We start from the raw sequence: 26,489 nt of genomic DNA on the forward strand, positions 1-26,489 counted from the left end.
TCTTAATGAATTTATCCTTTAGTTACATACTCTCTAAAATTTAGCTTTGGATAAATTAGATCGCACTTTTGCACAACAAACCAGAGAGTAAAACCTAAAGGTATTGAAAATAACTGGATAAATATGGCAGTTCCCAAATAGCTGAAAAATGATGCCATTTGCACCACTATAGCTACCCAAAAATATCGAGGAAAGTAAAAGGCAAAGATAATCGAAAGGATATCGGCAGGATAAAAATATCTTTCGTGCATTTTGGGCAGGATATATGGCATAAACAAAACTGAGATGGTGGCTAAGTGTATCAGTCTGTCCTGAGTAATTTTTAGCTTACTTTTATAAACAATGTATGCCAATAAAAATATTGCAGATACAGTTAACGTTAAACCTATAGGAACAACAATATTATAAAAATTGTTAGGAATCCATTGATAAAGATTAGGCGCACCTTTAGCCAATTGTTTATATTTATTAGCTTGGTTAAAGTATACTAACAGCAATTCTTGCATCGGTCTTCCCATCAACCACGATGGCAAAACTAAAATTATATATACTGCTGGAATTAATGGTAAATAATACCAATTAATTCTTTTTTTAAACAAAAGAGCTAATAATAAAGGTGCTAAAAACATTGTTTGCAACTTAAAAGAAAGCCCCACACCAAAACTGAGTAAGGCAGGAATTTCTTTCTGAATACACAAAAAGTAAATGCAGGCAATCATCCCTGCTGTGTAGATACTGTCACATTGACCCCAGAGGGCACTATTATATATAACAGTCGGACTTAAAATAACTGCCAAAAAAGCAAATATTGGTTTACTACCAGTTGGGTATTTTAGTCGGACAATTTTGTAAGTTAAAAAACCACAAAGAAAATCAACAGCCATTGCAAAAAGCTTGATTGCGAAAATTTTTGGCAATCCAGAAAGCAGGGTGGCAGCAATTAAAATCCAATATAGGTAGGAAGGTGTGTAATCAGCAAAACTATATTTAAGAGCGTTCAACCCGCCATGAGATGCAATGAAATCATACCAACGCGCTAAAAAAAACTTGTAATCCACCGATTTATTTGGAACACAAAGTAATCGAATCACCACTGCTAATATAATCCCAATAGGCAAGTATCCAGGAACCGGGAATGGCAGAGAGTTTAAGAATCTATTAAACGGAGATTTCACTAATCTTAATAATGTTTTCTCGGAAGCTTTCGTCATAAATTGTATCAGTCTCGTTGGCAGTGTCCAAATACTACAGCATATTTTAAGTTGGTGAGGTACAAAAGTACCCCAACCACGGCGATATAAATTTCATCAAGGTTTTATAGTTTGGGCAATATGCCCACACTACTTATACAAGTTAAATGTAGAACAGCTTATCTTTGTTAACTAGCTGTCATACTGCTACTATGCTTCGTTTGTTACTTGAACAATAGATTGACTAGATTGAGCCAGATAGATACCCGCTAAAACTACGGCAAAAGTCGCCCAGTCAAACAAACCTACTTGTTCTGAAAAAATGAACCAAGCAAAAATGGAAGCCAGAACTGGTTCTAGAAGAAGTGTGACGGCAACAACGCCTGAAGAGATTCTACTGAGGCTATAAGCTAAAAGTCCCTGACCCAGCACTTGACAGAAGAGAGCTTGGAAAATGATGAAAAACCAACCCGTCCAGGAATAGGGCAATAGTCTATCTTCGAGGAATGGGAGGACTGGTAGTAGAAACATTGTTGTCACTCCACAGCGCCACAGCATGATGGTTGCAGTGCTAAATCTGGTTCGGAGTCTTTCTATCAGCAGCATACATGTGGCCATGAAAACCGCAGTTAGCAATGCTAATGCATCACCTAATATTTGATCGGTTGCAAATTGTACCTTATTGAGTTCAAATGCGATCGCTCCTCCTAAAGCGATGACCAGACCAATCACAAATCTGTTGTCGAAACGACGACCAAATAACAAATACCCAGCCAAAGCAACAAATAAGGAGTTCAAATTAGACAGTAAAGCCACGTTCGCAACACTAGTTTGACTCAGCGACCAAGCCCACAATAGAAGGTAGGTTCCAGCAGAGGTTCCCATCGCCAATAATAGCCACACTTCTTGACTTGTAAAAGGCTTCTGTTCTATGGATTGGTTATCAAGCAAGGCAGAAGTAATATTGCCCCCTGCCTCCTGCCTCCTACCTCCTTCAATAGATTGTTGATAGCGGAAAGCCTCAAGTCCATTCCACAGCCCAAAGACAACTGTCGCAATCCAACTGCGATGAAATACTACAGCATTTGCACCAATTTCTTGTTGACACAATTTGGTCAAAGATGGTGCTAAAGATATAGGAATTAGAGCAAACAATAATGAGACAGTTCCTAATAAAGCTGGTGTTTCGGAGAATTGTTGTTTTAGTAATGACAGTTTGAGCGTCATACTTTGAACGAAAGTGTTAATTATATTTTTGACTGATTCTTGGAACGGCAAATTAACAGCCTCTTGGCTAGATACGGCTAAGTATAAACCCATTAAAACTACAGCGAAACCTACCCAATTTGAGAAAGTTAATGTTTCCGAAAAAATTACCAGAGCAAAAATGCCGCTAAATACTGGCTCTAACAGATGCACCAAGGAGACAACCACAGAAGAAAACTTGGCAAGGCTATAGGTCAAAAGCCCATGACCTAAAACTTGGCAAATCAGCGCCAAGAAAATTACCCAAAGCCACCCACTGACTGTAGAAGGAAAAAGCTGATCTTGAGTAAACAAAAGTATAGGGAAGATCGCTAAAGCCGCGATCGCACAGATCCACAACTGAATTGTGGCCGGAGAAAATTTGGTTCGTAATTTTTCTACGATCAACAGGTATGCACTCAAGAAAACCGCCGAAACGATCGCAGCCAAACTTCCTTGAACCTCATCTGTGGCAATTTGCAACTCCTCAAATTCAATAGCGATCGCTCCCCCAAGGGCAATAACCATCCCCATCAGGAATTGGTTCTCAAAACCCTGACGAAATAACAGCCACACCCCTAAGCTAGTAAATATGGGAGCGAGGTTATGCAACACACTAGAAATCGCAACGCTAGTTTGAGTCAGCGACCAAGCCAACAAAACTAAAGTGGCAGCCCAAAAAATACCAGCACCTAGTAATAGCAAAAGATCCTGGCTGGTGTAGGGTTGCTGTTCTACAGGTTTGTCTCCAGAAAATCGCTGCCGTATTGCCTTGTATCCATGCCAGAGTAAGAAGACCACACTAGCAAGCCAAAAGCGATTAAATACAGTGGCACTGGGGCTGAGTTCAATTTCGCTCAATTTCATAAAAATAGAGCCAAAAGATATGGCACCTACACCTAGAAATAATGAAGCGATCGCTATCTTCGTTTGATTGGATACATTCATTAGGAAATTTAAATTCAATTTCTTAGCAATAATGGATTGAACCCTCTAACCAACCCAATGCTCTTGGGCAAATCCTACAGCTATTTTGGCTAGTAGTATCACAAAAGCGCCCAATATTAAATATCCTTGACGAGGATGGCGAGATAGCAGCACACCAATTGCTATATTCAAAGGCACAATACCGTAGGCGAGACGGCTTAATGAGATAGTGCCTCCAGAAGCTAGCAGCAAACCAATACCACAAAAGCCATAAATAACTGTAACTGTGGTCAGTTGCGTGTGTAAGCGCCACAACACATAGCCACCACCTAAGACCATGAACAAGTTGAGGAAGTTATTGATCCACTGTTCGCTTGCCAGAATCAACAAAAAGAAGACTAAACCATAAAAGCCATAAAATAATTTTACAGAACTAAAACGTTGACGGAAATGCCATAAAAGATAGCCACTGGCAACAATCACGCCAAATAACAAGAGATACCAGGGGTCTTGAATTGTACTAGAGGAGTTTTGAACCCAGCCAAATTGCCAATTTTTACTGCCAACGGCAATTTGCATGAACATATTTAACCAACCCTGCCAATCAAACCCCAGAGTTGGTCGCCATCCCCGCTGTGCTTGAATAAAAGCTAAAGGGTTGCCAAAATAAATCGCACAATACAAACTGAATAGAAGTATGCCAATAGCAGTAGTAAAACCAGCTATATAGGCAACGGGTGGTCGGCGTTCTTTCCAGGCTGCGATCGCCAATGCTGGAATTAGTGCCATACCTGTAGGACGTGTTGCTGTCGCCATCGCGCCCCAAAGGGCAGTCCAGCCATACTGCTTTTGATCGAACGCCCGCAAAGTTGCCGTACTCAAAAACAAATACAGTCCCTCTGTGTAAATCACCCCCGTAAACATCGAAGCTGGATACAAAGAAAGCACAGCAGTCACCCAGTGCGCTGCATTGATCCCATAATGCTCCTTGACCCAAAAGTACAAAGAGTAAAGTGCTGCAAAAAATGCCAAGTTGTTGATTAATGTGCCTGCCAATTCAAACGGTAAGCCCAACTTCATCAAAACCCAGATGCTTAAGGGAAACAGGGGAAAGAAGGCCAGATTATGTTGCTTGCCGTCATTCACAAATTCATAACCAGAAGTTGCGATCGCTCGATAATGCATACTATCCCAGGCATCAAAAACCCCCCAGCCAAAATGAGGCAAAAATTCTTCTGCTGGTAACGGTAGTCTTGGCGCAACCACCAACATAGCTGTCCAGATGAATATTCGACTGGTAAGCCATATTGCTGCTGGAAACAGGAAATCATTTTTCCATAAAACTTTTTTTATAACTATCTGAACTTTGACCATAGGGTTGAGTGCTTCAACAAACTCCTTTGTGTATCCTTTTACCTATGGCTGTAACACAGCAATTTATGAGTAATATTTTGCATATTAAATCCTCCACCAACATCATTAACAAACTGGACAGATTAGCTATTAATTGAAATTATTTCCTATTTGGTTACTTTTGCCAATTTTTTCGGAATTTATCTTTTAAAATATAGTATTTATAAATACAATTTTTGTCTAGTTACAGCAGTAACCAGATGGGTAAGATACAGAAAGAAAAAATTATCCACGTAGGAGCGCACAGCTAGCTGTAGGCCTCTATCCGTGTACCTCATTCAAATGAGAATCGCTATATATGAATAATGAGCAACTTTAGTACTTTTACAGCTATTTTCAGGTAAATAGACCACGCAGTAGGGGCACAGCATTGCTGTGCCCTTACGACAGATGTGGTTCAAATACATGAAAACTGTTGTAAGTAGAAGGGCTTGATTAAATTAAAGCTTGTAGTAAGCGGCTTTAGTCCTTGAGAATCTTACAGAGAGCGATAAATCGCTCACTACAAACAAAAGTTTTATCTTACATTTAATTACGTCTACGTACTTGTAGCTAACAGTTTATCGAGTTGAAATTAATGGATTGGAACTGTTGCAGGGACAAGGACACGGGGAAACTTCTCCATGTACTTGCTTCTTTGCATCAGTATATCGATTATTGTGATTGCTGTGATTAAAGAGTCCCAAGCAATTTATAGTGGGAGTTGTCTGTAAATCCTTAAGCAATTGTGAAAGCGATTACTCTTGTTGGTTCCACTGGTTCTATTGGTACTCAGACTTTAGATATTGTCACTCAGTACCCAGATCAGTTTCGGATTGTGGGATTGGCAGCTGGGAACAATGTCGAAATGTTGGCTGCTCAAATTCGGCAGTTTCGACCAGAAATAGCAGCCATTTGCTCAGAAGATAAATTACCAGCGCTCAAAGAAGCTATCATTGACCTCGATCCTCAACCGATTCTACTGGCAGGTGACGCCGGAGTGATAGAAGTCGCTCGCTATGGTGATGCCCAAACCGTTGTCACTGGTATCGTTGGTTGTGCTGGTTTACTATCCACGATCGCAGCGATTGAAGCTGGTAAAGACATTGCCTTAGCGAACAAAGAAACCCTGATTGCTGGGGGCCCTGTGGTTCTTCCCCTAGTTGAAAAACACGGTGTAAAATTACTCCCAGCCGACTCCGAACATTCTGCGATCTTTCAATGTCTCCAAGGTGTGCCCAAGGGAGGCTTGCGGAAAATTTTACTCACTGCATCGGGTGGAGCTTTCCGCGACTGGGATGTAGAAAAGTTAGCAGATGTAACCGTTGCTGATGCCCTCAAGCATCCGAATTGGTCAATGGGACGGAAAATCACAGTAGACTCTGCTACTTTGATGAATAAAGGATTGGAAGTAATTGAGGCTCACTTCCTGTTTGAGTTGGATTATGAGAATATCGAAATTGTCATTCATCCCCAGAGCATTATTCACTCACTGATTGAACTGCAAGATACTTCAGTTTTAGCTCAACTGGGTTGGCCAGATATGCGCTTACCTTTACTGTATGCCCTATCTTGGCCTGATCGCATATACACTAACTGGGAACGACTAGATTTAGTCAAAGCTGGAAATTTAACCTTCCGTGAACCAGATCACCAAAAGTATCCTTGTATGCAGTTGGCTTATGCTGTGGGTAAAGCTGGTGGTTCGATGCCAGCGGTATTAAATGCTGCAAATGAGCAAGCTGTGGCTTTATTTTTAGATGAAAAAATTCGGTTTTTAGATATTCCCCGGTGTATCGAATGGGTGTGCGATCGCCATCAAAATGATAACCGTGCTAATCCCTCTTTAGATGACATTTTGGCAGCAGATAAATGGGCAAGACAAGAAGTTTTAACAGCGACTGAAAAGTTAGAAACTCACTCGCGGATAATTTCTTTGCGATAAAAACCTTTACCCAGATACCTAAAAGGCAGATTTTCTGGCTCTTGACCAATTCTTGTTTAGCCTTCAGCCTAATGCTGAAGGCTAACGGTTAAATTGAGCGGCGATAATTAGTGCAAGAAAAGCTACCTCAAGGGAGTACCTCCTACAAATCCCAATAAATGCGTAGCCGTAAGGCTTGTCGTTAGACATCGCACTTTCTCATCAACCCCATTTAAGAATCACGTTTTTTTATCGAACCAAAATCAAACTGTTTCTCAAGCCGATTTTGTTCTTTTTTCAACCATTGTTTAAGAGTTTCTTCTGAAGGAAGTGCTACCATATAACGCGAGACAAATAATTGATTATCAAGTCTACAGTCTGTATATCTATTTTCCAATCCTATCTTAACTTGTTAATGAGCGCGATCGCACTAATCCATCAACTTCATAAACGCTGACACGCACAGCGGCTTGTCGTCAGACATTGCATTTCATCTCATCAACAATAAATGCGATCGCATTCTCTCCAAAATAACCAAAACGCTGACACGTACAGCGGCTTGTCGTCAGACATCGCACTCTCCCATAAACCTAACAAATGCGATCGCACTTTTCCACAAACCCTAATAAATGCGTAGTGTGACTATTTATTATCAGGGCAAATTTCTTTTCGCATCTCAGGACGAGTAGCCAGGTAATCATCCAACCAATTACAACCTTGCTCTAACATTTCTTCTAGGTTATCAACTACAAATAAACGTATCATCCCATCATTACACGCAGCAGCAAGCATCTTGCCATCAGGACTAAAAATCATCCAGTTAATATCATTTGGAGGTCTGTTATCTGCACCATCTCTAGTTTTTACTCTACTGCTATTTTGACCTAATTTAAATTCACTAATTTGCCTTCTGCTTAGGTTCCACAACTTGATTATATTATTAATTAATGATGTTGCAACTATCTTGCAGTTATGACTAAAAATTAGAGTTTTAATTAGACCTTGATATGGTTTAAATTCAGTTATTCTCTCTCCAGATAATTTTCATAACCAAACTGTGCCGTAATCTTTATCTTCTTGATCGATAATAGTAGTAGCAATTTTTATACCATCATAATTAACACTAATATCAATAGCTTATTGGTTTTTAGGTACTTTGAATCCATTTAACTTTTCCCCTGGTAAATTCCATAGTTTTACCATATCATTACTAACAAAAATAATTTGTTTGCCATCGGCATTAAAGCTCATCTTACGCATGAGAAATTCGTCAACATAAAATTCATTAATGAGCTTTCCTGATACATCTCTAAATCAAGGAAATATAACAGTAGCTATCGATTTCCAGCTAGCAGAAGAGGAGTTTTTCTCCGACTTAAATAAATTTCTGCACTAGTTTTGTGATACCGTCACTAAAGCAGTTGCAGGAAATAATCGAGAATTACTCAAAAAATTGCTGCAACAACTCAATGAGCATTGGAAATTGGGGCAGCGCTTTGGCTATATGAAAACTTGTAAAAATTACTTTTAGCGCTATTTATTTCCAGAAATCAACCAACCGTTAGTTTTAGGCTTAGAAACAGTCAATAGATTATTTGAATATCCCAAAATCTACAGGGATTTTTTTGGATTATTACGCGCTTTACACGAAGAAGCCAAACGTCGAGATATCTGGAAAAAACTTCGATTGGTGTTAGTATATTCCACCGAAGCTTATGTACCAGTAGATATCAACCAATCACCATTTAACGTTGGTTTGGCAGTGGAATTACTAGAATTTCGCCACAAATAAGTAAAGGATTTAGCCCAACGGTATCAACTCAATTGGAGCGATATAGAGGTAGAAAAGTTGACAGGATTGGTGGGAGTTTTTTGACTCCTTCGAGTTGATACAGTAATTATCTTACTAGTTGCCGAATAGATTTTTTTAGCAACTATTAGGACTCCTGTCTGATTTCTGAACAAAATTTCAAATGAAACCCTGATACAACAGCCTTTTCAGCCTCAGTATATTTTCAAAAATCAAATCGGAGTCCTATCTAACTCTTGTATCTTGTGATTATTGATACAAAAAAATTAAAAAAGTCTTTCCAGTAATTCTGCCAAATTGCCAAATAACTTGCCTCTGCTCTGCATTTTTGTTTCATTTTCAGGTAATATGGCATTGGCACAGTTACACAAAAAATCTGAGCTTTAGTATCTACTCAAAATTAGGTCTAATAGCCTTAGTACTAGTAATTGTTACTCAGATAAAAGTTTATCTTTTCTGAATAAATGCGTTCTCAGATAACGGCTACTGTTAAGGAATTTATATATTATGATTGCTACGTTGATTGTAGCTTGGATAGTCTTCATAATATTATGGAAATTGCTGAAAGCAACTGTGAGCAGTGCATTAACTCTTGCGGCAATCCTTATTTTATTAAATATTAGTTTTGGCATTACTCCCCAAGATATTTGGCATTACGCAACACAGTTTGCTCAAAATCTGTCGCAGATCCAAATCAGCAAGTAAAAAAATGAATTATGAATGCAGAATTCAGAATTAATTTTTTGGTCAATCATTATTTAATGCTGAAATCTTGGCTAAGGCATCCTTAAAACTCGGCGGCAACTGACGCATAATCTTGCCTCTTTCGCTATCTAAAGCTACTAAAGTCACCTTGGCAGTGACGTATAGTTGTTGTCCATCAGTTGAAACAATGGCATAATCCCAATTGATTCGCACACCAGTCACCTCAGCCATGCGAGTTTTTACCACCACTGCCATACCTAATTGAATTGCACGGTGATACCGCACTGACAATTCTACAACTGCTAAATCACAACCTATAGCGACTAAATCAGCAAATTCAATCCCTATAGATCGCAAGCATTCGATCCGCGCTTCTTCCATCCAAGCTATATAGGAACCGTGCCAGACAAGACCGGCATAGTCAGTGTGGTGGGGTTGCACTCTGACAGGATATTCAAACCAATTCCCAAACTCGTGACTAGATGGATTGTCAAGAGCGCTGGTTGGTGGTAGTTTTGGTTGACCAGGTTTTTCTTCTGACATCTTCAAATTTCTCAATACCTAGAAATCTTCCAAATTATTGAATAGCATAAAAATTAATTGCATTGCCGGACTTATTGATTTAACATTTACCTTCCGAGTATAGGGAGTGTTTGTTATGCAGCATAATCTCCGGCATGTGAGTGTTATTACTTTATCTCTACTTAGCTTACTAGGTTTTGGGATGGTGTATCCAGACAATAACTGGGTAAACACAAATGCAAGGTTGAGGTACGACTCTGGAGAAAAAGCTCAAGCTTTACCCAAGAATAATCAACTCTCAGAAATTGCAAGGCTTAACAAAGAAGCTATCGAAGAATCTCGGCAAGGTCAATCGAAAGAAGCGTTGCAGAAATTACAGAAAGCATTAGCCATCAGCAGAGACCTTGGAGAGCGCTCTTGGGAAGCGGTAACATTCAACAATATTGGCAGAATCTACCAAAGTCAAAAAAAGTATTCTGAAGCACTTCAATCCTATCAGCAAGCCTTATTGATTAACAAAGAACTTGGGGATCTGGTTCGACTTGGCAAAACCTACAGTAACATAGGTTACTTATTCGATATCCAAAACCAACCAGAGTTAGCAATTTTTTTCTACAAGCATTGCTTGATTAATCGTGAAAAAGCTCGCTTGAATCCATCAGCACTGAGTGCAGCACAACCAGATGCTTACAGCATAACTGTTAGCCAGACATATCGTATTTTGGGTGAACGATTGCTGAAACAGGAACGTGTTGCTGAGGCACAAAGGACGATAGATTTACTCAAAGTTGAAGAACTAGAGGAATATCTCCAGAATGTGCCAGGTAATCAACGTACTGTCAAAGGTATTAATATAGCGGCAACAGAAAAACCAATTCATGCTAAGTGGGATCAAAGCGTGGATAATGCTGTTGTGCTGGGAAAAGAACTGACAACACTACGTAAAATTTCCCCCCAACAGCGATCGCTCGAACAGAAACAACGCATCGAGCAATTAGTCTTAAATCAACAGCAACTTCTAGGTGGATTTAACGAATTTATCAATAGTCCTTCAGTGAAAGCACAGGTAGAGCAAATTAGCCGTACAGCTAGGCGGCAAAATTTGGATTTGGAGAGTCTCAACGAACTTCGACATAATTTGGTGCGATTACCGCAAAAATCGGCATTACTCTACCCACTGATTTTAGAAGATAGTTTGGAATTGATATTGGTAACTCCTGAATCCCCACCAATTCATCGCACCGTTGCTATAAAACGCGAAAACCTTTATCAAACAATTGATGCTTTCCGCCAAGCTTTAATCAATCCCAGTCGAAATATCAAAGCACCTGCACGCCAATTGTATGACTGGCTAATTAAACCGATAGAGAAAGATTTGAAGCTATCAGGTACGCAAACTCTGATTTACGCTCCAGACGATCGGTTACGCTACATTCCTTTAACTGCTTTATATGATGGCAAACAATGGCTAGTGCAGCGCTTTAATGTCACATTACATCCGCCAGTTTGACTAACTTAAACACCCCAAAACAATCTACTTTGCGGGTTTTAGCCGGTGCTTTTACTAAAGGTAATTATCAAATCAAAGTTGGGAATCGATAGGTTGCTTTCGCTGGCTTACCCTTTGCAACGCGGGAAGTGGAAAGTTTAGCAGCTGCGGTTCCTGAAACTACGAAGCTTTTAGACGATGCCTTTACCCCTAAAGCCGCTATACCCCAGATGGATGATTATACAATTGTCCATTTAGCGACTCATGCAGCCTTTGTGGTGGGTAAACCAGAAGATTCGTTTATTTTATTTGGGAATGGCGATCACGTTAATTTTAGAAATGTCGCCACTTGGTCACTCCCGAATGTAGATTTGGTAGTGTTGAGCGCCTGTGAAACTGGCTTGGGAGGCAAGTTAGGTAACGGTGAGGAAATTTTGGGCTTTGGCTATCAGATGCAGCAAACCGGCGCTAGAGCCGCGATCGCCTCTTTGTGGTCTGTAGATGATGGTGGTACGCAAGCACTCATGAGTGCTTTTTACGCTATCCTCTCTACTGAGAAGCTGACTAAAACTGAAGCTTTACGCCAAGCTCAAGTCTCATTAATTACTGGAAACTGGAAGGAAATAAGTCATAATGCACCCCTAGCAGCAGTTAATGACTTTAGTCATCCGTACTATTGGGCACCCTTTATTTTAATTGGCAATGGACTTTAGGTGTATCGTGTCTGACATGATACAGCAGATTTTAAGTTGGTGAGATACACAAGCTAAGTCTGTTACCCAGGTATAAAACATGTTTTACTCCTGTTAGCACAGCGGGGTGTAGCCCATTCTGTATTTTTAATTCGCATTTTGATGAGTTTATAGCAAAAGAGGAACGCTCAATTACCCAACCTCTGACTTTGATGAGTTTTAACACCTTCAGATAGAGGCTAAAAATCCGGCTCGTGAGATTTTGGCAGATACAACAAAACACGCGATGGGCCAGCCATAGCCAATCACTTAATGGTAATGGAGAAGTAGGGTAAGAGCGATCGCTAACTAAGCCACTATTACCAATTAACAGTTACCGATAATCACTTTCTAATTTGCTATCGACCTACTGAAACCTTAATACTTCTTGGCAAGAGTTTTAGAGCCTGTATCACTTTGCATAGATTGCTTGACAAGATCAGCCAGTTCGTCTAACTGGCTAATTGCCTCTGCACCCTCTAGCTTCATTAATTCGCGGTCATCCCGCATTTCCGTCCAAGTAATGCCGTAATCGGACACTAAAAATCGAATCAGATGGTTATCACCTAAGCTAACCATAAACGATGCACTATTCATTTGGTCGCCACAGGTATAGCAAGATGCAGGATACCCACGCCGCTCTAATACAATCGCCAAGGCTTGCAGGTTCATTACCAAGTCTTGGACGAATTGTCGATGTTGATGTGCTAGTCTCAGAAACACTTTTATCCTCCAAACACCATAGTAATTTGAGTTTCTTTTATATTTTCTTTAGATTTTCTCACCCATTGGTATTGTAGACTATCCATTACAATTACCAGACAGATGATATTGAGTCGTTAGTTGACTACCTTGTTTAGGGTAGTAGATCGGGATTTTCAGGGCTGTATTAAACTATTCAGTTTGCAAATTCAAAATCTCGGACAGAATTGCTAAATTTAACTATATCTTTATACACTTCTGTCAAGGTAGATTCTTAGGGTAAGCGATCCGCTTTAAGAGTAACTTAAATTTAGCACTAGTAAACTACAGAAAAGCTACATATTTGGTTTTTATTGGCTATGTGCAGTCAAATAAACTGTTATTAAAGGCCATAATGTAGTTTTGCATCGTTACAGTGTCTCTTGCTTAGATATTTAATCTGTTCTCTTTTTAACGTAGATTTTGGTATAGACAAATGATTAGTTATACCAAATTCGTTCCTCCTATATATATAAAGTTAAGCAGATGACAGTGCAAATTATAGATTAAGTAGTTGCAAAGTAATAAGTGCAATACTTTATACAAAGTTAGCGTAGTTAGTAGACAAGCGTGAGTGTAGAATCCACAATGGGAAAACTTAACACTGACAATACCTAAACTCAGCAGAGCAATGTTGCCATTTAGGCAATATTTCCAGGTATTTTGGGATTATTTTCAAAAAGTTGTACAAACCAAAGCACGATAATTTAGAAGGGTTTTTATCTTAGTTTGGTTTTGCCAAATTTAATGCATATATAATATATTTCGATTATCTAGCCAAAGTGAGTAATTATTTTTTATTAATCACTCAGTTAACTAATTCGTAATTCATCATAACGCTTTCGACAAGAGGCTGCGCCTAACTTGCTTTCCCATAAGGTACGTAAACTCGCTACCATTGCGCTAACGTAATTCGTAATTATTGGCGAGACACTTGCGCGTCATTGTCTTTTTTAGTGGTCTTGAATTAGTTGGAGTCTAGATATCCAACTAATTCAATTATGAATTAAGAATTAATAGACTACTTGCCACCAACCGAAAGCTGGGCCGATAAAACGGATTGTTGCCCACCCTACAACCATAAGACCAATGCCTATCCAAGCACCACGAGTAGTCCAAGTGACAAATTGTTCGCCTTGAGTTTTTGTGATCGGAACCCAAGACAAGATCCGAGTCTCTTGACCGTATGTTTTCCCTAGTGTGGTTTTACGACGTTTTGCTTCACCCATAATCAGCAACTCAAATTCTACTTAGGTTCTAAATTTATTTTGCCAGTAATCATGCTTACAGAGAGGCGATGAATCGCATCACCTTCCATAAGCTGATAATAGTGCTTGCTTCTTTGCGATCGCGCTTTGGTTGACAAAATTTAAATTGGGCATTGGGGAGCCACTGCGGTCTTCTCCCAAGGGGAGACGCCAAGGGCGATGGGGTCTCCCTAAGTGGAGCAAGTGGCGTCACTGGTAACTGAACTTTAGGCAGAATTTTCCTCATCGGTATTGGAAAACAGGCTGGGATCGAGGTAATTAATGCGTGCTAGAGGACTTAAAGCTGCAAGAATTTGAGCGCCGTAGCTGCGGTTAACGACACGACTATCAAGTAAAGCCACAATCCCTTGACTTTCTCGTACTGGAGCGATCGCCCGTTGTAATTCATTTAAAGCTGCTGGCAACAAGTATAAACGGAACCAATCTTGATGCGATCGCTTATAAAGAGCTACCCTACCAGCTACCAGGGGATTTTCCAAAGATGGTAAGGGCAACGTAGCAATGATTAACAGATGGGGTGCTGGCAAGACTCGTTGATGTTCTCGCCAAAATTCCCAACCGCTAATCAAAATACCATTTTCATCCAAACAAGTTTTTTCTACCTGCACCCGCGAACCAAACTCTGAGGCCAAAATCGTCGCCACTTGAGATTTGAGTGGTACATCTCCCACCAAGACAACCGTTAATCCTGGTGCTGTTGCACTTAGACAAACTAGTGTGCGGACTTTGTGAATAAATGCCGCTTGAAATTCTGGTGTGTTGGGTAGGGGCAACTTATAGGGTACATACAGTTGAATTGCTTCTGCTTGGCTCTCTGAGGAGAACTTCAGGCAAGTTAAATCGTCCAAACCCAAGCGCTGGCGGAAAAGGGGAGCCTCAGTTTCCGGTTCTATAGCGCTACCAATTAAAACAACTGGTTGTCGTTGCCAAATAGGTGAAAGTATTTCTCCTAATTCCATTGGGGCATAGTGCAAAGAAAATAAACCTTGTCGATGGGCAATAGTCGCCCAGAAGAGAGGAGGGGAAGCAGACGAGGAAAGATTTTCATCAAGGGTTTGAAATTGTTCCCAGAAATTTTTCCACTTATCTGGGAGGTTTGCTCGATCTAAAGCCAAATACAGGCGACTCAAAATTTCTATTTCTGGCTGGGAAATTAGATAGCACTGATATGGATTAGCAGGATGCTGAAAAAGTTCGTGTGTTAGTTGTATCCGTGCTTCACGAATTGTCTCAGCTTGGTTGGGACAAGCCAGCATAAGTTGATCCCAATCATCAGGTTGAATATCTTGGGTAAGTTGATGACGTACCCAATCTTCGAGATCGTCTACCCCATCAATAATTGTGGGAATGCCTTGGGGAAAGCGTGAGCCACCAGCCAATTGTCCTCTTAACCAAGCTTCTGGGGAGGTCAACAGTAGCCCTTGGAACTCAGCATCAGGCCAAGCATCACCTGTTCTAATCGATTTATTAGCTGGTAGCCACTGCTGTAGGCGGGGAATTTCCACCCGCAGCAGAAGTTGCTGCACTGTTTCTTGAGCAACAATAATTACAGGACCATGCCACATCAGGGCTGATGCTACGAAACTAGTACGATACCGCCCTTGATAGCCACTAACTGCCCCTACTTGAATTAGGGCGCTACGTCCCAGGCGCAAGGCGCGTGCTACCAACCGTGCCATCGTCAAATGATGGGGCCAGGAAGGGAACCCCGCTTGCGATCGCAAAAAGTTATGTAGTGACAAATGAACTTCTGCCTCAATCACACGCTTTCAATTCCATACAAAGTGACTTTTACGAACAAAGCCCCATTTCTATTATCTTGTCATTTGTCATTTGTCATTTGTCCTTTGCCATTGATCCAAAACTAATGACCAATACAACTCTTGAAGAGGCTGCACTTCTCTACAAGACGCTGCGCGAACGACTAAGCTCAGTACAAGTGACTAATGACTAACGACCAGTGACCAATTACCCAATACCCTAAATTATGCCAACTTACACAGGGATTTCCAGTGAAGCCTTTAGGCATCCACTAGATCGCCAAGCCGAGCAAGCTTTACGAAATTTACCAGGATTTGATTTAATCGCTCGTAAATTTGTGGAATTTATCTACGAACGCCCTCAATTAGTCTATCTAATGGGTAACACCATCCAAGTCGGGCCGCGTCAATATTCCACTATTTACCAGATGTTTCGGGAATGTGTCCGAGATTTGGACATTTACCCAGAACCAACACTGTTTGTCTCGCAAAATCCCCAAGCAAATAGCTATGCGCTGGGGCAAGAGAATCCTTACATAGTCATAAATACAGGGATACTAGACTTACTAGACGAAACCGAGATTCGGGCGGTGCTAGCCCATGAATTGGGGCATATTAAATGTGGTCATACTATTTTAATTCAAATGGCGATGTGGGCGATGAGTGCTGCTTCTGCCTTGGGAGAATTGACCTTTGGCATCGGTAATATTGTCACACAAGGCTTGATTTACGCCTTTTTTGAGTGGCGGCGCAAAGCGGAGTTATCGTCAGATCGCGCTGCACTACTAGTAATGGATGACTTGAATCCTGTAATGTCAACGATGATGAAACTTTCTGGCGGTAGTAACAAATATGCCAATGAATGTAGTTTACAAGAGTTTATCAAGCAGTCAGAAAATTATCAGGCATTGGATGAAGATGGACTGAATCAGATATATAAATTCTTGATTTACAATGGCGCTCAGGGTATGATGTTGAGTCATCCTTTCCCTGTTGAACGCTTACATTACTTACGATCGTGGGCAATATCCGAAGAATATCAGCAAATTCGCCGAGGAAATTATCAGCGATCGCCTGCTTCAGGATCGGTTAATGTTGCAGCAGAATCTTCCGAAAATCAAACAGAAAGTTTGCGCCGTCAAATTGAAGAATTACAACGAGAAATCGACAGAATCAGAAGGTCTGAGTAGTTTTTACTACTAAATAAAGATTAGTAGGGTGGAATGGTGCTTACTTAAAGTTGGATTTAGATCCCCGACTTCTTCGAGAAGCCAGGGATCTGCATTAACATATATCTTCTATGGGAAATAAAAATACTTAAGAGTTGAACCAAATAATTACTCCAGTTCCCAATACACAAATAATTCCCGCCAAGCCAGCTAAGGGTTTTTTATTTTTACCTGTGAACCAGTCAGAGACTTTACCTGTGTAAGTAATTAGTTCTGCTGTATCTATGGTAGCGATCGCCCATACCCATCCCGCGTGCAATCCCCAAGCTAAACCCAAATTACCACTTGTAGCAAAGCGTGCTAACACCAGCACCATTCCCATCAGCCACAATCCAGGGAGTTGGGGTACAGTTTTGCTTTGCTCCCAAACCAGGTGTAACAAGGCAAAAATCAAGCTAGAAATGGCTGCTGCTACCCAAACTGGGTAATCTTGCACTAATTCTGTGAACAGGAAACCGCGAAAAACTAACTCTTCTATCCCACCGACTAACAACGCTATCAAGAAAATCGGTAGCAATATGGGTAGTAGTAACTTGAAATTAGACTTTTCAAAAGAACACCAACCTAACCAGAATTGCCCACCAAATACAATAGCTAGACTCAGCACTCCCAAACTAAAACCTAGTGCTAAAGAACTAAGAGTTGAAAGATTGCCAACAAAGCCATAATCTGAAAAAGATTTATTAGTCAACCAAACAACTCCCCAGAGGATCAGGGGAGCTAATAGGTAAAGTGACACCAATAACGGCATTTTTTGCTCTGGCTGTAAAGGTTTAGGAGGTTGCCAATTAAGCAATATTGCTGATATTGTTGCTACCGGCAACCAGCAAACTATCCAGCAAGCAAAAAATGCCGTCACTATAACTAGTGGCGGTGCATTTTCTCTAAACGCCAGTAAGACGTTGACTGAAGACTCAAAGAAAGTTATCAAAATAAACAAAAAAAACACGATAGACTTCTTGCATTATAGATTTCTTGCTGATTAATCAAGACTCTATTAAATTTGGTGACTTCTGCAAGGGGCCTAATCGTATTTTTTACCTGGCTACCAGTTTGCTGTCGGGGTAAAGACAAGTGATCATCACCTGAAACTTATCCCTACCATCAGCAAATTTACTCTTCGTCTTCTAAATCTTCGTCTGATTCGTCAGAATCTATATCTTGTGAGGTTAGTTTTTTATCGCTTTCACCTAGTTGAATCAGGTGAATATGTTTGTATCCCAGCCTAATTTCAAACTCATCTCCAGCCTTCAAGCCCATTGCTTTGGTGTATGTAGCACCAATTACAATCTGACCATTTTGATGGACACTAACCCGATATGTCGGTTCACGACCACGACCATCTTTAGGTGCTTCTGGACTTAGAGGAATTCCCCTAGCAGATAGCAAAGCGTCATAAAAATCGGTGAGATTGACACGAACTTGGTTATTCTTTGTAACAGTGTAATAGCCGCACTGTTTAGCTCTTTCTCGGCGTGGTAATGTGGAAAGTTCTTTTACTTTAGCAAGTAGTGCTTTTCCAGTTAATGGCGCGGTTGCAGTTTCAGTCATTATGCTCAAATTTTCCTTACTCTCTCCAAACTGATAAACAATGTAGTCTCATGCCAGCATTTAATTTTTTAGCATTTGCATAGAGCTACTGAAGACCCTAATGTAACGGGTGAATTGCTGCCGATAGGAGCCAAAAGCACTTCTATATATGGTTGTCCACAACCAACTAGAGGCCATAGTTGCCACAGACATTAATTTTGGCGATGTTACGGCACTTTTAACCATTATTCGCCATCAGAAAGAAAACTATTTTCTCCTTTGGCGCTACTGTAGCGGTGTAACTTTCAGCCACCTTTACAAATGGGGTTAGGTTCTACTGCAAATAAGTTGTAGACCCAAATAATTGCAGGTTTTTCACTTTCAGTGCTTGCCTTTCTTGCCAATGAGCAAGTAGAGTTTTCTCCACTCGTCGTCTCAAGCTTAGGACAGCATAGTATTTCAATAGAGTCCTACGGGCATACACCCTTTTGTCCTACCAGTAGAGACGCGAATTTTCTTGTCTCTACATTACGAATCAACAAAGCAGTATTAACCGCGCTGATACGGCTATTGATTCTGGTTTTGCTACTTCGTAATTTTATATTAAATACTAGCATGGACTAATAATAGCAAAATAGTTGTTTAATTTTGAATTAAAGTTGCTGGTAAATTTTTATTTAATTTCCTGGACTTAAAGAAGAAAAAAGCAGTGACGATTTTCTTAACCCTTTATTGCAAGCACAAGCATTGCTATCTGGCTTTTATAAAAATTTATATAATTGAGATGAGCAATTTTGACCAATGAGTTCAATCCCATATTTTCTTGATTAAGAGCAAGCCAAAAAGCAAAAAGTCTCGCACCTCCGGGTTTGGCGGTGTTCTAACTTTTCTTTGAAAGTGGTGAGGATTTTTCCTCGGTTTATTATCTTCAGGTCAAAAGCGGCCAGAAGATTTTGCACGTCTGTCTATGGGAAGAACAAATCTCTTAACATCTGCTTAGTGCTTGATTGCCACTACTATATATTAAACATGGGCTTTCACACTTCTATATAATCAAAAAATTCCGTCAAGTGGTAGCGAAGGTGGAATTTTACTGTCAGGACTGCTTGACTCAAGTTGATATCAAGACATGTTGCTAATTTCACATGCATTTCATTTGGATACGATCGCTAGATCAAAGATCAACTTAAGTTACTTTTTAAGCAAACCCTCTTTCCTTTACATTCCTAAACAGGTAAATTAAATGCAAAGCTGCAATTACATTTTTGGCGTTTTAACTCAGAATTTGACAAAAATCTTGCCTACAACGCTACTACAAGTAAAATTTTAATAGTTATCCTTAAACTAGAATCAGTCGCCCTTTAATCGTCAGCCTATTAACACTAGGGTTTGAATTAAAGGCGAAAAAGTATAACTCACTTTTCGCAACTACCTGCTTTGACTCATGATTGTTGAGGCTGGTGAAGTAATTTTAAAATTTTGGTTAGTAGTTATGGAAGTTATTTTTAAGGTCATTCGACAGCAACAAAATTCCTCCCCTGTTGTGCAAACCTACCTTGTGGAGGCCGAACCAGGTTATACAATCTTGGATTGCCTCAATCATATTAAGTGGGAGCAAGATGGAACTTTGGCATTTCGCAAAAATTGCCGCAATACTATTTGTGGTAGCTGTGCTATGCGAATTAATGGGCGTTCGGCTTTAGCTTGTAAAGAAAATGTTGGGAGTGAACTTGCCAGATTACAACAAATACCATCATCTGAAAGTAAAGTAAATGCTATTGGTGAAATCACGATCGCACCTCTTGGCAATATGCCTGTGATTAAAGATTTGGTTGTAGATATGAGCAGCTTTTGGAATAATCTAGAGGCAGTTGCCCCTTATGTGAGTACGGCAGCACGACAAGTACCAGAAAGAGAGTTTTTGCAAACACCACAAGAGCGATCGCGCCTCGATCAAACTGGTAACTGTATTATGTGCGGTGCTTGTTACTCTGAATGCAACGCTCGTGAAGTTAATCCAGACTTTGTAGGTCCCCATGCCCTTGCCAAAGCTTACCGAATGGTAGCAGACTCCCGTGACAGCGATACTGAAAATCGTTTAGCAAGCTATAACGAAGGTACTAAAGGCGTATGGGGTTGCACCCGGTGTTTGTACTGCGATTCTGTTTGTCCAATGGAAGTTGCACCATTAGAACAAATTACCAAAGTTAAACAAGAAATTCTCACTCAGAAACAAGGCAGTGATAGTCGCTCAATTCGTCACCGGAAAGTATTGGTGGATTTAGTTAAAGAAGGTGGTTGGATTGATGAACGTCAATTTGGTTTACAAGTAGTCGGTAATTATTTTCAGGATTTAAAAGGATTACTCAGTCTTGCACCCCTCGGTTTGCGGATGATCCTCCGGGGTAAGTTTCCCCTATCATTTGAAGCTTCTGAGGGTACGGAACAAGTGCGATCGCTCATTGAATCTGTGCAACAAGTAGAAAACAAAAGTTAGAGGTGAGGAGTGAGGAGTTAAAATTCCTCACTCCTAACTCTTAACTTCTAACTGTTATTCAACGTGGTTCTTGAGGTATATTCAACGGCTGTCCAAAACGGTCATATACTAAAACATCCCACTGACCATTGTTACTAGATTCAAAAGCAATCCTGCTACCATCAGCGCTAATTGTAGGATTGCGGACTTCCGCTTGCAGGTTATTAGTCAAATTCCGTAATTGGCGTGTTTCTCGATCGTAGAGAAAAATAGCCGATCGCCCCTGACGGCTAGCCGCAAATACAATATAACGACCATCTTGTGAAACACTAGGATGATTTGCGATCGCATCAAAGGAGTTTAAACCTGGCAAATCAACCAAATCACGAGTTACCGTATCAAACATATAAACATCTTGGCTACCCCGTCGGTCAGTAATAAAAACAATGTATCTCCCAGAAATTTGGGGGTTTAATTCCGACGCTAAACTATTGAGACTACGACCCCCCGGATCAAACGGATAACTCAAAAGGCGAGGGTAGCCAAAACACCCAGTCAATAAACTTAAACAAAAAAATACAGGTATAAAAAAAACACGTTTCATATAATTAGTCATTAGTTATTAGTCAATAGTCTCACAACTCCTAACTCCTAACTCCTAACTCCTACGGAGGTGAACCGACGGTTGCACCATTGGGAATATCTAACTCAATATTTGGCCCCCGGTCTAAGACTTCAATATCCCACTGACCACGAGTGGCAGTTTCAAAAACAACATAACGTCCATCTGGGCTAATATTTGGTTTTCTAACCCAGCCACGATAAATTGGTGTGACGATTTGCGACTGTTGCGTAGCGCGATCGTAAAGCGCCACTACTGGTCTACCTTGATCACTAGTAAGATAAGAAATATAACGCCCGGTGTAGCTCAAACTAGGACTTTCGGCAATTGTCTCTTGTCGGTTTATCCCCGGTGTGCCAATAAACACTTGCCTCTCCAAATCGTACATTAGTAGCTGCTGATTACCATTGCGATTAGATACAAACGCTAAAAAGCGCCCATTTCCACTCAAAGCAGGTTGCTCCTCAGTGTAGCGACTGTTAACAGAAGTAGGTCCTATGGGAATATCGTTAGAACCACAAGATACAAGCAAACTTGTTAAACCAAAAACCAGGCTCCAATGAATTGGTCTTTGGAGCCAAAATGCAGGCGTAAATTTTTCCACCTCAACTGTTTTCCGTCGCCTTTAAACCTACTTGCACGCCAACTGTTTTAAACATCGTCATCAAAATCGGTCAAATTATCTGGCCCCTCATTTGGTTTTTCAATTGGGTTGTATGGCACATAATCAGTTGGGATCGCATCATCATCTTCGCGCGGTCTTCGAGAAGTTGAGTCAGTGGGCGGACGACGCCTTCTCGGTCTAGGAGAAACATCATCTTCACGACTTTCGGGACGCTGTGACCCATTATTACTACGGCGAGAAGGTTTTCTAACTTCCCCACCTGAACTTTCCCAATCATTAACTTGCCTAGATGAAGAACCCCAATTTTCATCTTCAGAGCTTTCAGAAGGGCGATTCAAGGGACGCCCAGAAGTCCGCCGACGCGTTCTATCAGATGGAGCCTGTTTTTCACTACTGCTGCTGTTGCGGCGTTCTGTACGACGGGGGGGTTGTTCCTGATAGTAGTCATCACGAGTTGAAATCTCATCCCTGCTACCGCGAATCCGGGCACGCACTGGGCGTTCTTCCTCGTCTTCATAAGGCAATGGATCTAAGTCTGCCTCCATCTCAGCCTGATATTTGCTGCGATTATTGTACGAATAGCGATCGCTAACCGGTCGATCTTCGTCCACAATCGGAGTGTTGCGCTTTGCTTGCTGGGTAGCTATACTCCGCAGACGAATACTTTCAACTGCAAAAAACACTGTTGTACCAACTAAAAGCAATTGACCAAATTGTAAAATCGGGTCAAGCCGCCATCCTTGAAAGACAAGAATGAAGCCGCAAAGCAAGCCGACTGCTGCAAAAAAGATATCTTGATCCCGTGACAATTCTGGGCGCACAGTGCGGAGAAAATACAGTGCTGCCCCAGCCACAGCCAGGAAAATTCCTAGAATACTGGCTGAGTTTGCCCCAAAATTTACCTGAGCCAGAAAACTGGCTGAGTTCAGCCCAAAATTTATCATTGCTGTTTTCCCAATATCACATCTATGTTAGCGAGTCACAATTAAAATCACTACTCTAATTAGTCACAATATATTGAAGCTTCAAAGCCTCTGGCAAAGAAGCTCTGAAGCTATTCACCTAAAAGTAAAAACGTCTATGTCTATCATCTACAACTGCCACCAGCCACAGAAATTGCTGCTTTTAGTGCAATTAAGTAGATAGCTGACAGACAATCGATTATGAGAGTTAATTTAACTCTCATAAGCATTATGAACGCTGTATTTTATCTTTTTGGCTAATGAAAACTAGACCAACTGTAACGGGTATTACAACAATTGCTGTACCCCATAGCAGACTCCAAAGAAAATTTGCTAAAGAAGGCGTCATACTTCTCAACCTTTTTTTACACACTTCATCCTAATTTTAATAGTGTATTACTTTCTTGAGAAGCCTCTAACTCTGAAGTGCCAAACTTGGTAACTGCTTTCACCAGTTATTGAGTTAACCCCGTGGGCGAGTTCGCTTTTCTATTTCAGAAAGAAGTGACAGCATTTGGTTAAAATAATAATCAGAGTGCTTTACAAAGCTTAAAACTTTTTAGCGATGTCTACGACGGGCTATGACGCTCGCGGACTCGCTAACGCTTCTCTACGAGACGCTACGCGAACGCTATCGGCGTCGCAAAGCACAGTGAGCCAGCCTGGTCTTCTCCCAAAGGGAGAGGCTAGTGTCAACGGGGTTTCCCCATAAGCGACTGGGAAACCCGAAGGGCTTACTGTTGCCTACGTTTTTTCTCTTTACAGATAGATAGTACCTGAAACCGATGACTGGTGTTAACCTGACTACTTGGATTCTTGGCCCTGTGTTAGGGGTGATGACATTCTTATTTATATTTCGTATTATTCTCACTTGGTATCCGCAAGTGGATCTGAATCGTTTGCCCTTTAATTTAATCGCTTGGCCCACTGAGCCATTTTTAATCCCATTGCGCAAGTTGGTGCAACCTATAGGTGGGGTAGATATTACACCTATTATTTGGGTTGGTATCTTCAGCCTGCTACGAGAAATCCTACTAGGTCAACAAGGATTGCTGACTATGCTATCTCGTGTAAATTAGGGATAGGGCATTGGGAAGAGGACAAGGGGACAAGGAGAATTGGGGACAAGGGGAAAAACTTGTTGGGAGTTCTTACTCAAGTCCCCTTGTCATCTTGTCTCCCCTGCTCTTCACTCCCCTAAGCGTTCATTTCCTGCACAAAATTTGTATAGACGTTACCCTGTAAAAACTGTGGAGTTTCCATAATTTTTTGATGAAACCCGATTGTAGTAGGTAGTCCAGTTATTGCACATTCCCGCAGTGCGCGTTTCATACGGTTAATAGCAGTGGGTCGGTCTGGCGCCCAAACAATTAACTTGCCGATTAAGGAATCGTAATAGGGTGGGATTTGGTAATCTGTGTAAACGTGCGAATCAATCCGCACACCAGGCCCTCCGGGAGGCAGATAGCTACTAATCCGTCCAGGAGAAGGGCGAAAGTCATGGTCGGGATCTTCAGCATTGATTCGGCATTCGATCGCATGACCTCGTAATACTACTTGCTCTTGGGTAAGCTTGAGTCTTTCACCTTGAGCAATGCGGATTTGTTCGGCAACTAAGTCTATCCCAGTAATCATCTCTGTTACAGGATGTTCTACTTGAATCCGGGTGTTCATTTCCATAAAGTAGAATTTACCGGATCTATCCAAGAGAAACTCAATAGTACCCGCCCCACTGTAGTTAATGAATTGGGCAGCTTTGACAGCAGCTTGTCCCATTTTCTCACGTAGGTCTTGGTCGAGAGCCGGACTAGGAGCTTCTTCTAACAGCTTTTGATTCCGGCGCTGAATTGAGCAATCCCTTTCACCCAAGTGGATGACATTACCGTAGTTATCCGCCAAAATTTGAAATTCGATGTGGCGGGGACGTTCAATAAATTTTTCTATGTAAACGCCAGAATTCCCAAAAGCTGCTCCTGCTTCGCCTTGGGCCGCGAGAAAAAGTTTAACAAATTCGTCTTCAGAACGAACTAGGCGCATACCCCTTCCACCGCCACCTGCTGTAGCTTTGATCATCACTGGATAGCCCATATCCTTGGCGAATCCTAATCCTTCTTGCTCGGATTCTACCAATCCCTCACTACCTGGTACCGTCGGTACTCCAGCTTTTTGCATGGTTTCTTTTGCAGTGGATTTATCGCCCATCCGTCTCATAGCTTCTGGAGTTGGGCCGATAAAAGCAATATGATGGTCGGCACAGATTTCCGCAAACCGGGCATTTTCTGCCAAAAAACCATAACCTGGATGAATAGCAGTAGCATTGCGCGTCAGTGCAGCAGCAATAATATTGGGAATATTCAAATAACTTTTACCGCTAGCAGGTTCACCAATGCAAACTGCTTCATCAGCAAGTTGGACGTGGAGAGCATTACGGTCAACGGTGGAGTGAACCGCAACTGTGGCAATTCCCATTTCTTCACAGGCGCGGAGAATGCGAAGGGCGATTTCTCCCCGATTGGCAATTAATATTTTGTCAAACTTCATTTTTTAGTTTCGATATCATTACCAGTAGATTGACATTTTCTCTGATCCAACTTGAAACAATGCTTCCACATTATTTCAAATTATCGCAGGAGATTCGCCACCCTGATTCTAAGCAAACTTGCATATTGCAAGCTTGCTGCCTCTACGGGTCTTCCTACACTAACAACATTGCTGCTGTAAGTCTTGGCTAGACTACCAAGCTGGGCTTTTGCGCGTACCCCTACAGGGAAGTAAGCTACGCGTAGCGTCTCGTAAAGAAGCGGTAGCGAGTCTTCTCCCAGAGGGAGACGCCAAGGGCAATAGCGCAGCGTTAGCGAGTCATCAAGCGTCACGAACCGTCATAGCCCGTCGTAGACATCGCCTACCGCAGACGGATACGCCATTGCACCCTGCCGAACACAGTAGCTCTACCCTTTTCAATATCACTTGTACATCTGCTAAATTTCTGTCAGTCTGATACCGCCTTGAGAAAATTTATATTTTTGAGCAACTGAATTTAGATATCACCTTACTATAATTATTTTCTTATGCTATAGTCTATATTTAGACAAACCATGCGGATGTGGCGGAATTGGTATACGCGCACGCTTGAGGTGCGTGTGGCTTTGCCTTGCGAGTTCGAGTCTCGCCATCCGCATTTTTGCTTGTTTAAGCATAGGGTCAATAGTCTAAGGTCAAAAAACCTTAGACTATTGACCCTTAAATATTAAGTTTGTAGTAAAGACTTTAGTCTTTTTCGGAACCACTCAGTGCTTACTACATATTAAGCATTGTCTTGTCAAAGTACTAGTTTTTTATGC

General features: G+C 41.1%; 24 protein-coding genes, 1 tRNA gene and 2 pseudogenes. 11 read left to right on the top strand and 16 right to left on the bottom strand.

The window, feature by feature from the left end; translation table 11 throughout:
- Positions 1-11: 11 nt before the first annotated feature.
- The 3 genes from V7K60_RS15505 to V7K60_RS15515 form a co-directional block, all read right to left on the bottom strand.
- Complete coding sequence (locus V7K60_RS15505; RefSeq protein WP_334926758.1) at positions 12-1,211, bottom strand: hypothetical protein; 1,200 nt, start codon at positions 1,209-1,211, stop codon at positions 12-14.
- Between the two features lie 189 nt (positions 1,212-1,400).
- Positions 1,401-3,383, bottom strand: a complete 1,983-nt coding sequence (locus tag V7K60_RS15510) for a DMT family transporter (RefSeq protein WP_334926759.1) — start codon at positions 3,381-3,383, stop codon at positions 1,401-1,403.
- A 45-nt stretch (positions 3,384-3,428) separates the two neighbouring features.
- Positions 3,429-4,736, bottom strand: a complete 1,308-nt coding sequence (locus V7K60_RS15515; RefSeq protein ID WP_334926760.1) for a mannosyltransferase family protein — start codon at positions 4,734-4,736, stop codon at positions 3,429-3,431.
- A 766-nt stretch (positions 4,737-5,502) separates the two neighbouring features.
- Between V7K60_RS15515 and dxr the strand changes: the two genes are divergently transcribed.
- Positions 5,503-6,699: a 1-deoxy-D-xylulose-5-phosphate reductoisomerase gene (dxr, locus tag V7K60_RS15520; protein ID WP_334926761.1), complete on the top strand. Its 1,197-nt coding sequence runs from the start codon at positions 5,503-5,505 to the stop codon at positions 6,697-6,699.
- 449 nt (positions 6,700-7,148) lie between these two features.
- A complete protein-coding gene (locus V7K60_RS15525; RefSeq protein WP_334926762.1) occupies positions 7,149-7,304 on the top strand; it encodes a hypothetical protein in 156 nt (51 codons plus the stop codon).
- Between the two features lie 16 nt (positions 7,305-7,320).
- Here V7K60_RS15525 and V7K60_RS15530 read toward each other — a convergent pair whose 3' ends face one another.
- The gene (locus V7K60_RS15530) at positions 7,321-7,605 is read right to left on the bottom strand and encodes a hypothetical protein (protein WP_334926763.1); all 285 of its coding nucleotides are present in this window, start codon (positions 7,603-7,605) and stop codon (positions 7,321-7,323) included.
- Between the two features lie 210 nt (positions 7,606-7,815).
- Positions 7,816-7,938, bottom strand: coding sequence for a hypothetical protein (locus V7K60_RS15535; protein ID WP_334926764.1), 123 nt, complete (start codon positions 7,936-7,938; stop codon positions 7,816-7,818).
- A gap of 283 nt (positions 7,939-8,221) precedes the next feature.
- Here V7K60_RS15535 and V7K60_RS15540 point away from each other — a divergent pair.
- Positions 8,222-8,470: pseudogene (locus V7K60_RS15540) on the top strand (AAA-like domain-containing protein); the annotation flags it as partial.
- Positions 8,471-8,995: 525 nt separating this feature from the next.
- Positions 8,996-9,193 (top strand): hypothetical protein, encoded by a 198-nt coding sequence (locus V7K60_RS15545; protein WP_334926765.1) that lies wholly within the window; start codon positions 8,996-8,998, stop codon positions 9,191-9,193.
- Between the two features lie 42 nt (positions 9,194-9,235).
- Here the strand turns inward: V7K60_RS15545 and V7K60_RS15550 are convergent, their stop codons facing one another.
- The gene (locus V7K60_RS15550; RefSeq protein ID WP_334926766.1) at positions 9,236-9,736 is read right to left on the bottom strand and encodes an acyl-CoA thioesterase; all 501 of its coding nucleotides are present in this window, start codon (positions 9,734-9,736) and stop codon (positions 9,236-9,238) included.
- 115 nt (positions 9,737-9,851) lie between these two features.
- On the opposite strand from V7K60_RS15550, the pseudogene V7K60_RS15555 reads away from it, so the two are divergent.
- Positions 9,852-11,917: pseudogene (locus tag V7K60_RS15555) on the top strand (CHAT domain-containing protein).
- A gap of 396 nt (positions 11,918-12,313) precedes the next feature.
- Here the strand turns inward: V7K60_RS15555 and V7K60_RS15560 are convergent.
- The 3 genes from V7K60_RS15560 to V7K60_RS15570 form a co-directional block, all read right to left on the bottom strand.
- Complete coding sequence (locus V7K60_RS15560) at positions 12,314-12,658, bottom strand: DUF1815 family protein (RefSeq protein WP_094350113.1); 345 nt, start codon at positions 12,656-12,658, stop codon at positions 12,314-12,316.
- A 1,031-nt stretch (positions 12,659-13,689) separates the two neighbouring features.
- Entirely contained in the window at positions 13,690-13,905 is a 216-nt protein-coding gene (locus V7K60_RS15565; protein ID WP_292862316.1) for a DUF2839 domain-containing protein, read from the bottom strand.
- 245 nt (positions 13,906-14,150) lie between these two features.
- Complete coding sequence (locus V7K60_RS15570; protein ID WP_334926767.1) at positions 14,151-15,707, bottom strand: ATP-dependent DNA helicase; 1,557 nt, start codon at positions 15,705-15,707, stop codon at positions 14,151-14,153.
- A gap of 224 nt (positions 15,708-15,931) precedes the next feature.
- On the opposite strand from V7K60_RS15570, the gene V7K60_RS15575 reads away from it, so the two are divergent.
- Positions 15,932-16,894 (top strand): M48 family metallopeptidase, encoded by a 963-nt coding sequence (locus V7K60_RS15575; RefSeq protein WP_334926768.1) that lies wholly within the window; start codon positions 15,932-15,934, stop codon positions 16,892-16,894.
- A gap of 127 nt (positions 16,895-17,021) precedes the next feature.
- Here V7K60_RS15575 and V7K60_RS15580 read toward each other — a convergent pair whose 3' ends face one another.
- Both V7K60_RS15580 and V7K60_RS15585 read right to left on the bottom strand, forming a co-directional pair.
- Positions 17,022-17,882: a CPBP family intramembrane glutamic endopeptidase gene (locus V7K60_RS15580; RefSeq protein ID WP_334926769.1), complete on the bottom strand. Its 861-nt coding sequence runs from the start codon at positions 17,880-17,882 to the stop codon at positions 17,022-17,024.
- Positions 17,883-18,046: 164 nt separating this feature from the next.
- The gene (locus V7K60_RS15585) at positions 18,047-18,484 is read right to left on the bottom strand and encodes an AbrB family transcriptional regulator (RefSeq protein ID WP_094350106.1); all 438 of its coding nucleotides are present in this window, start codon (positions 18,482-18,484) and stop codon (positions 18,047-18,049) included.
- Between the two features lie 148 nt (positions 18,485-18,632).
- Here V7K60_RS15585 and V7K60_RS15590 point away from each other — a divergent pair, with 148 nt between their 5' ends.
- Positions 18,633-18,794: a hypothetical protein gene (locus V7K60_RS15590; RefSeq protein ID WP_292738549.1), complete on the top strand. Its 162-nt coding sequence runs from the start codon at positions 18,633-18,635 to the stop codon at positions 18,792-18,794.
- A 1,161-nt stretch (positions 18,795-19,955) separates the two neighbouring features.
- Complete coding sequence (locus tag V7K60_RS15595; RefSeq protein WP_334926861.1) at positions 19,956-20,960, top strand: succinate dehydrogenase/fumarate reductase iron-sulfur subunit; 1,005 nt, start codon at positions 19,956-19,958, stop codon at positions 20,958-20,960.
- Between the two features lie 58 nt (positions 20,961-21,018).
- Here the strand turns inward: V7K60_RS15595 and V7K60_RS15600 are convergent, their stop codons facing one another.
- The 4 genes from V7K60_RS15600 to psbX form a co-directional block, all read right to left on the bottom strand.
- Positions 21,019-21,543 (bottom strand): TolB family protein, encoded by a 525-nt coding sequence (locus V7K60_RS15600; protein ID WP_334926862.1) that lies wholly within the window; start codon positions 21,541-21,543, stop codon positions 21,019-21,021.
- A 61-nt stretch (positions 21,544-21,604) separates the two neighbouring features.
- Positions 21,605-22,165, bottom strand: coding sequence for a TolB family protein (locus tag V7K60_RS15605; RefSeq protein ID WP_334926770.1), 561 nt, complete (start codon positions 22,163-22,165; stop codon positions 21,605-21,607).
- A gap of 47 nt (positions 22,166-22,212) precedes the next feature.
- On the bottom strand, positions 22,213-23,130 hold the full coding sequence (locus V7K60_RS15610) for a Ycf66 family protein (protein ID WP_334926771.1): 918 nt from the start codon (positions 23,128-23,130) through the stop codon (positions 22,213-22,215).
- A 247-nt stretch (positions 23,131-23,377) separates the two neighbouring features.
- Positions 23,378-23,497: a photosystem II reaction center X protein gene (psbX, locus tag V7K60_RS15615; protein WP_099100805.1), complete on the bottom strand. Its 120-nt coding sequence runs from the start codon at positions 23,495-23,497 to the stop codon at positions 23,378-23,380.
- A gap of 436 nt (positions 23,498-23,933) precedes the next feature.
- Here psbX and V7K60_RS15620 point away from each other — a divergent pair, with 436 nt between their 5' ends.
- Complete coding sequence (locus V7K60_RS15620; protein ID WP_334926772.1) at positions 23,934-24,227, top strand: YggT family protein; 294 nt, start codon at positions 23,934-23,936, stop codon at positions 24,225-24,227.
- A 118-nt stretch (positions 24,228-24,345) separates the two neighbouring features.
- Here the strand turns inward: V7K60_RS15620 and accC are convergent, their stop codons facing one another.
- Positions 24,346-25,689, bottom strand: a complete 1,344-nt coding sequence (accC, locus tag V7K60_RS15625) for an acetyl-CoA carboxylase biotin carboxylase subunit (RefSeq protein ID WP_334926773.1) — start codon at positions 25,687-25,689, stop codon at positions 24,346-24,348.
- Positions 25,690-25,897: 208 nt separating this feature from the next.
- Here accC and V7K60_RS15630 point away from each other — a divergent pair, with 208 nt between their 5' ends.
- Together V7K60_RS15630 and V7K60_RS15635 are read left to right on the top strand one after the other, a co-directional pair.
- The gene (locus tag V7K60_RS15630) at positions 25,898-26,146 is read left to right on the top strand and encodes a hypothetical protein (protein WP_334926774.1); all 249 of its coding nucleotides are present in this window, start codon (positions 25,898-25,900) and stop codon (positions 26,144-26,146) included.
- A gap of 99 nt (positions 26,147-26,245) precedes the next feature.
- Positions 26,246-26,326: transfer RNA gene (locus V7K60_RS15635), tRNA-Leu, on the top strand.
- Positions 26,327-26,489: the final 163 nt, after the last annotated feature.

It is taken from the genome of Nostoc sp., assembly GCF_036917555.1.
Taxonomy (GTDB): domain Bacteria; phylum Cyanobacteriota; class Cyanobacteriia; order Cyanobacteriales; family Nostocaceae; genus Nostoc.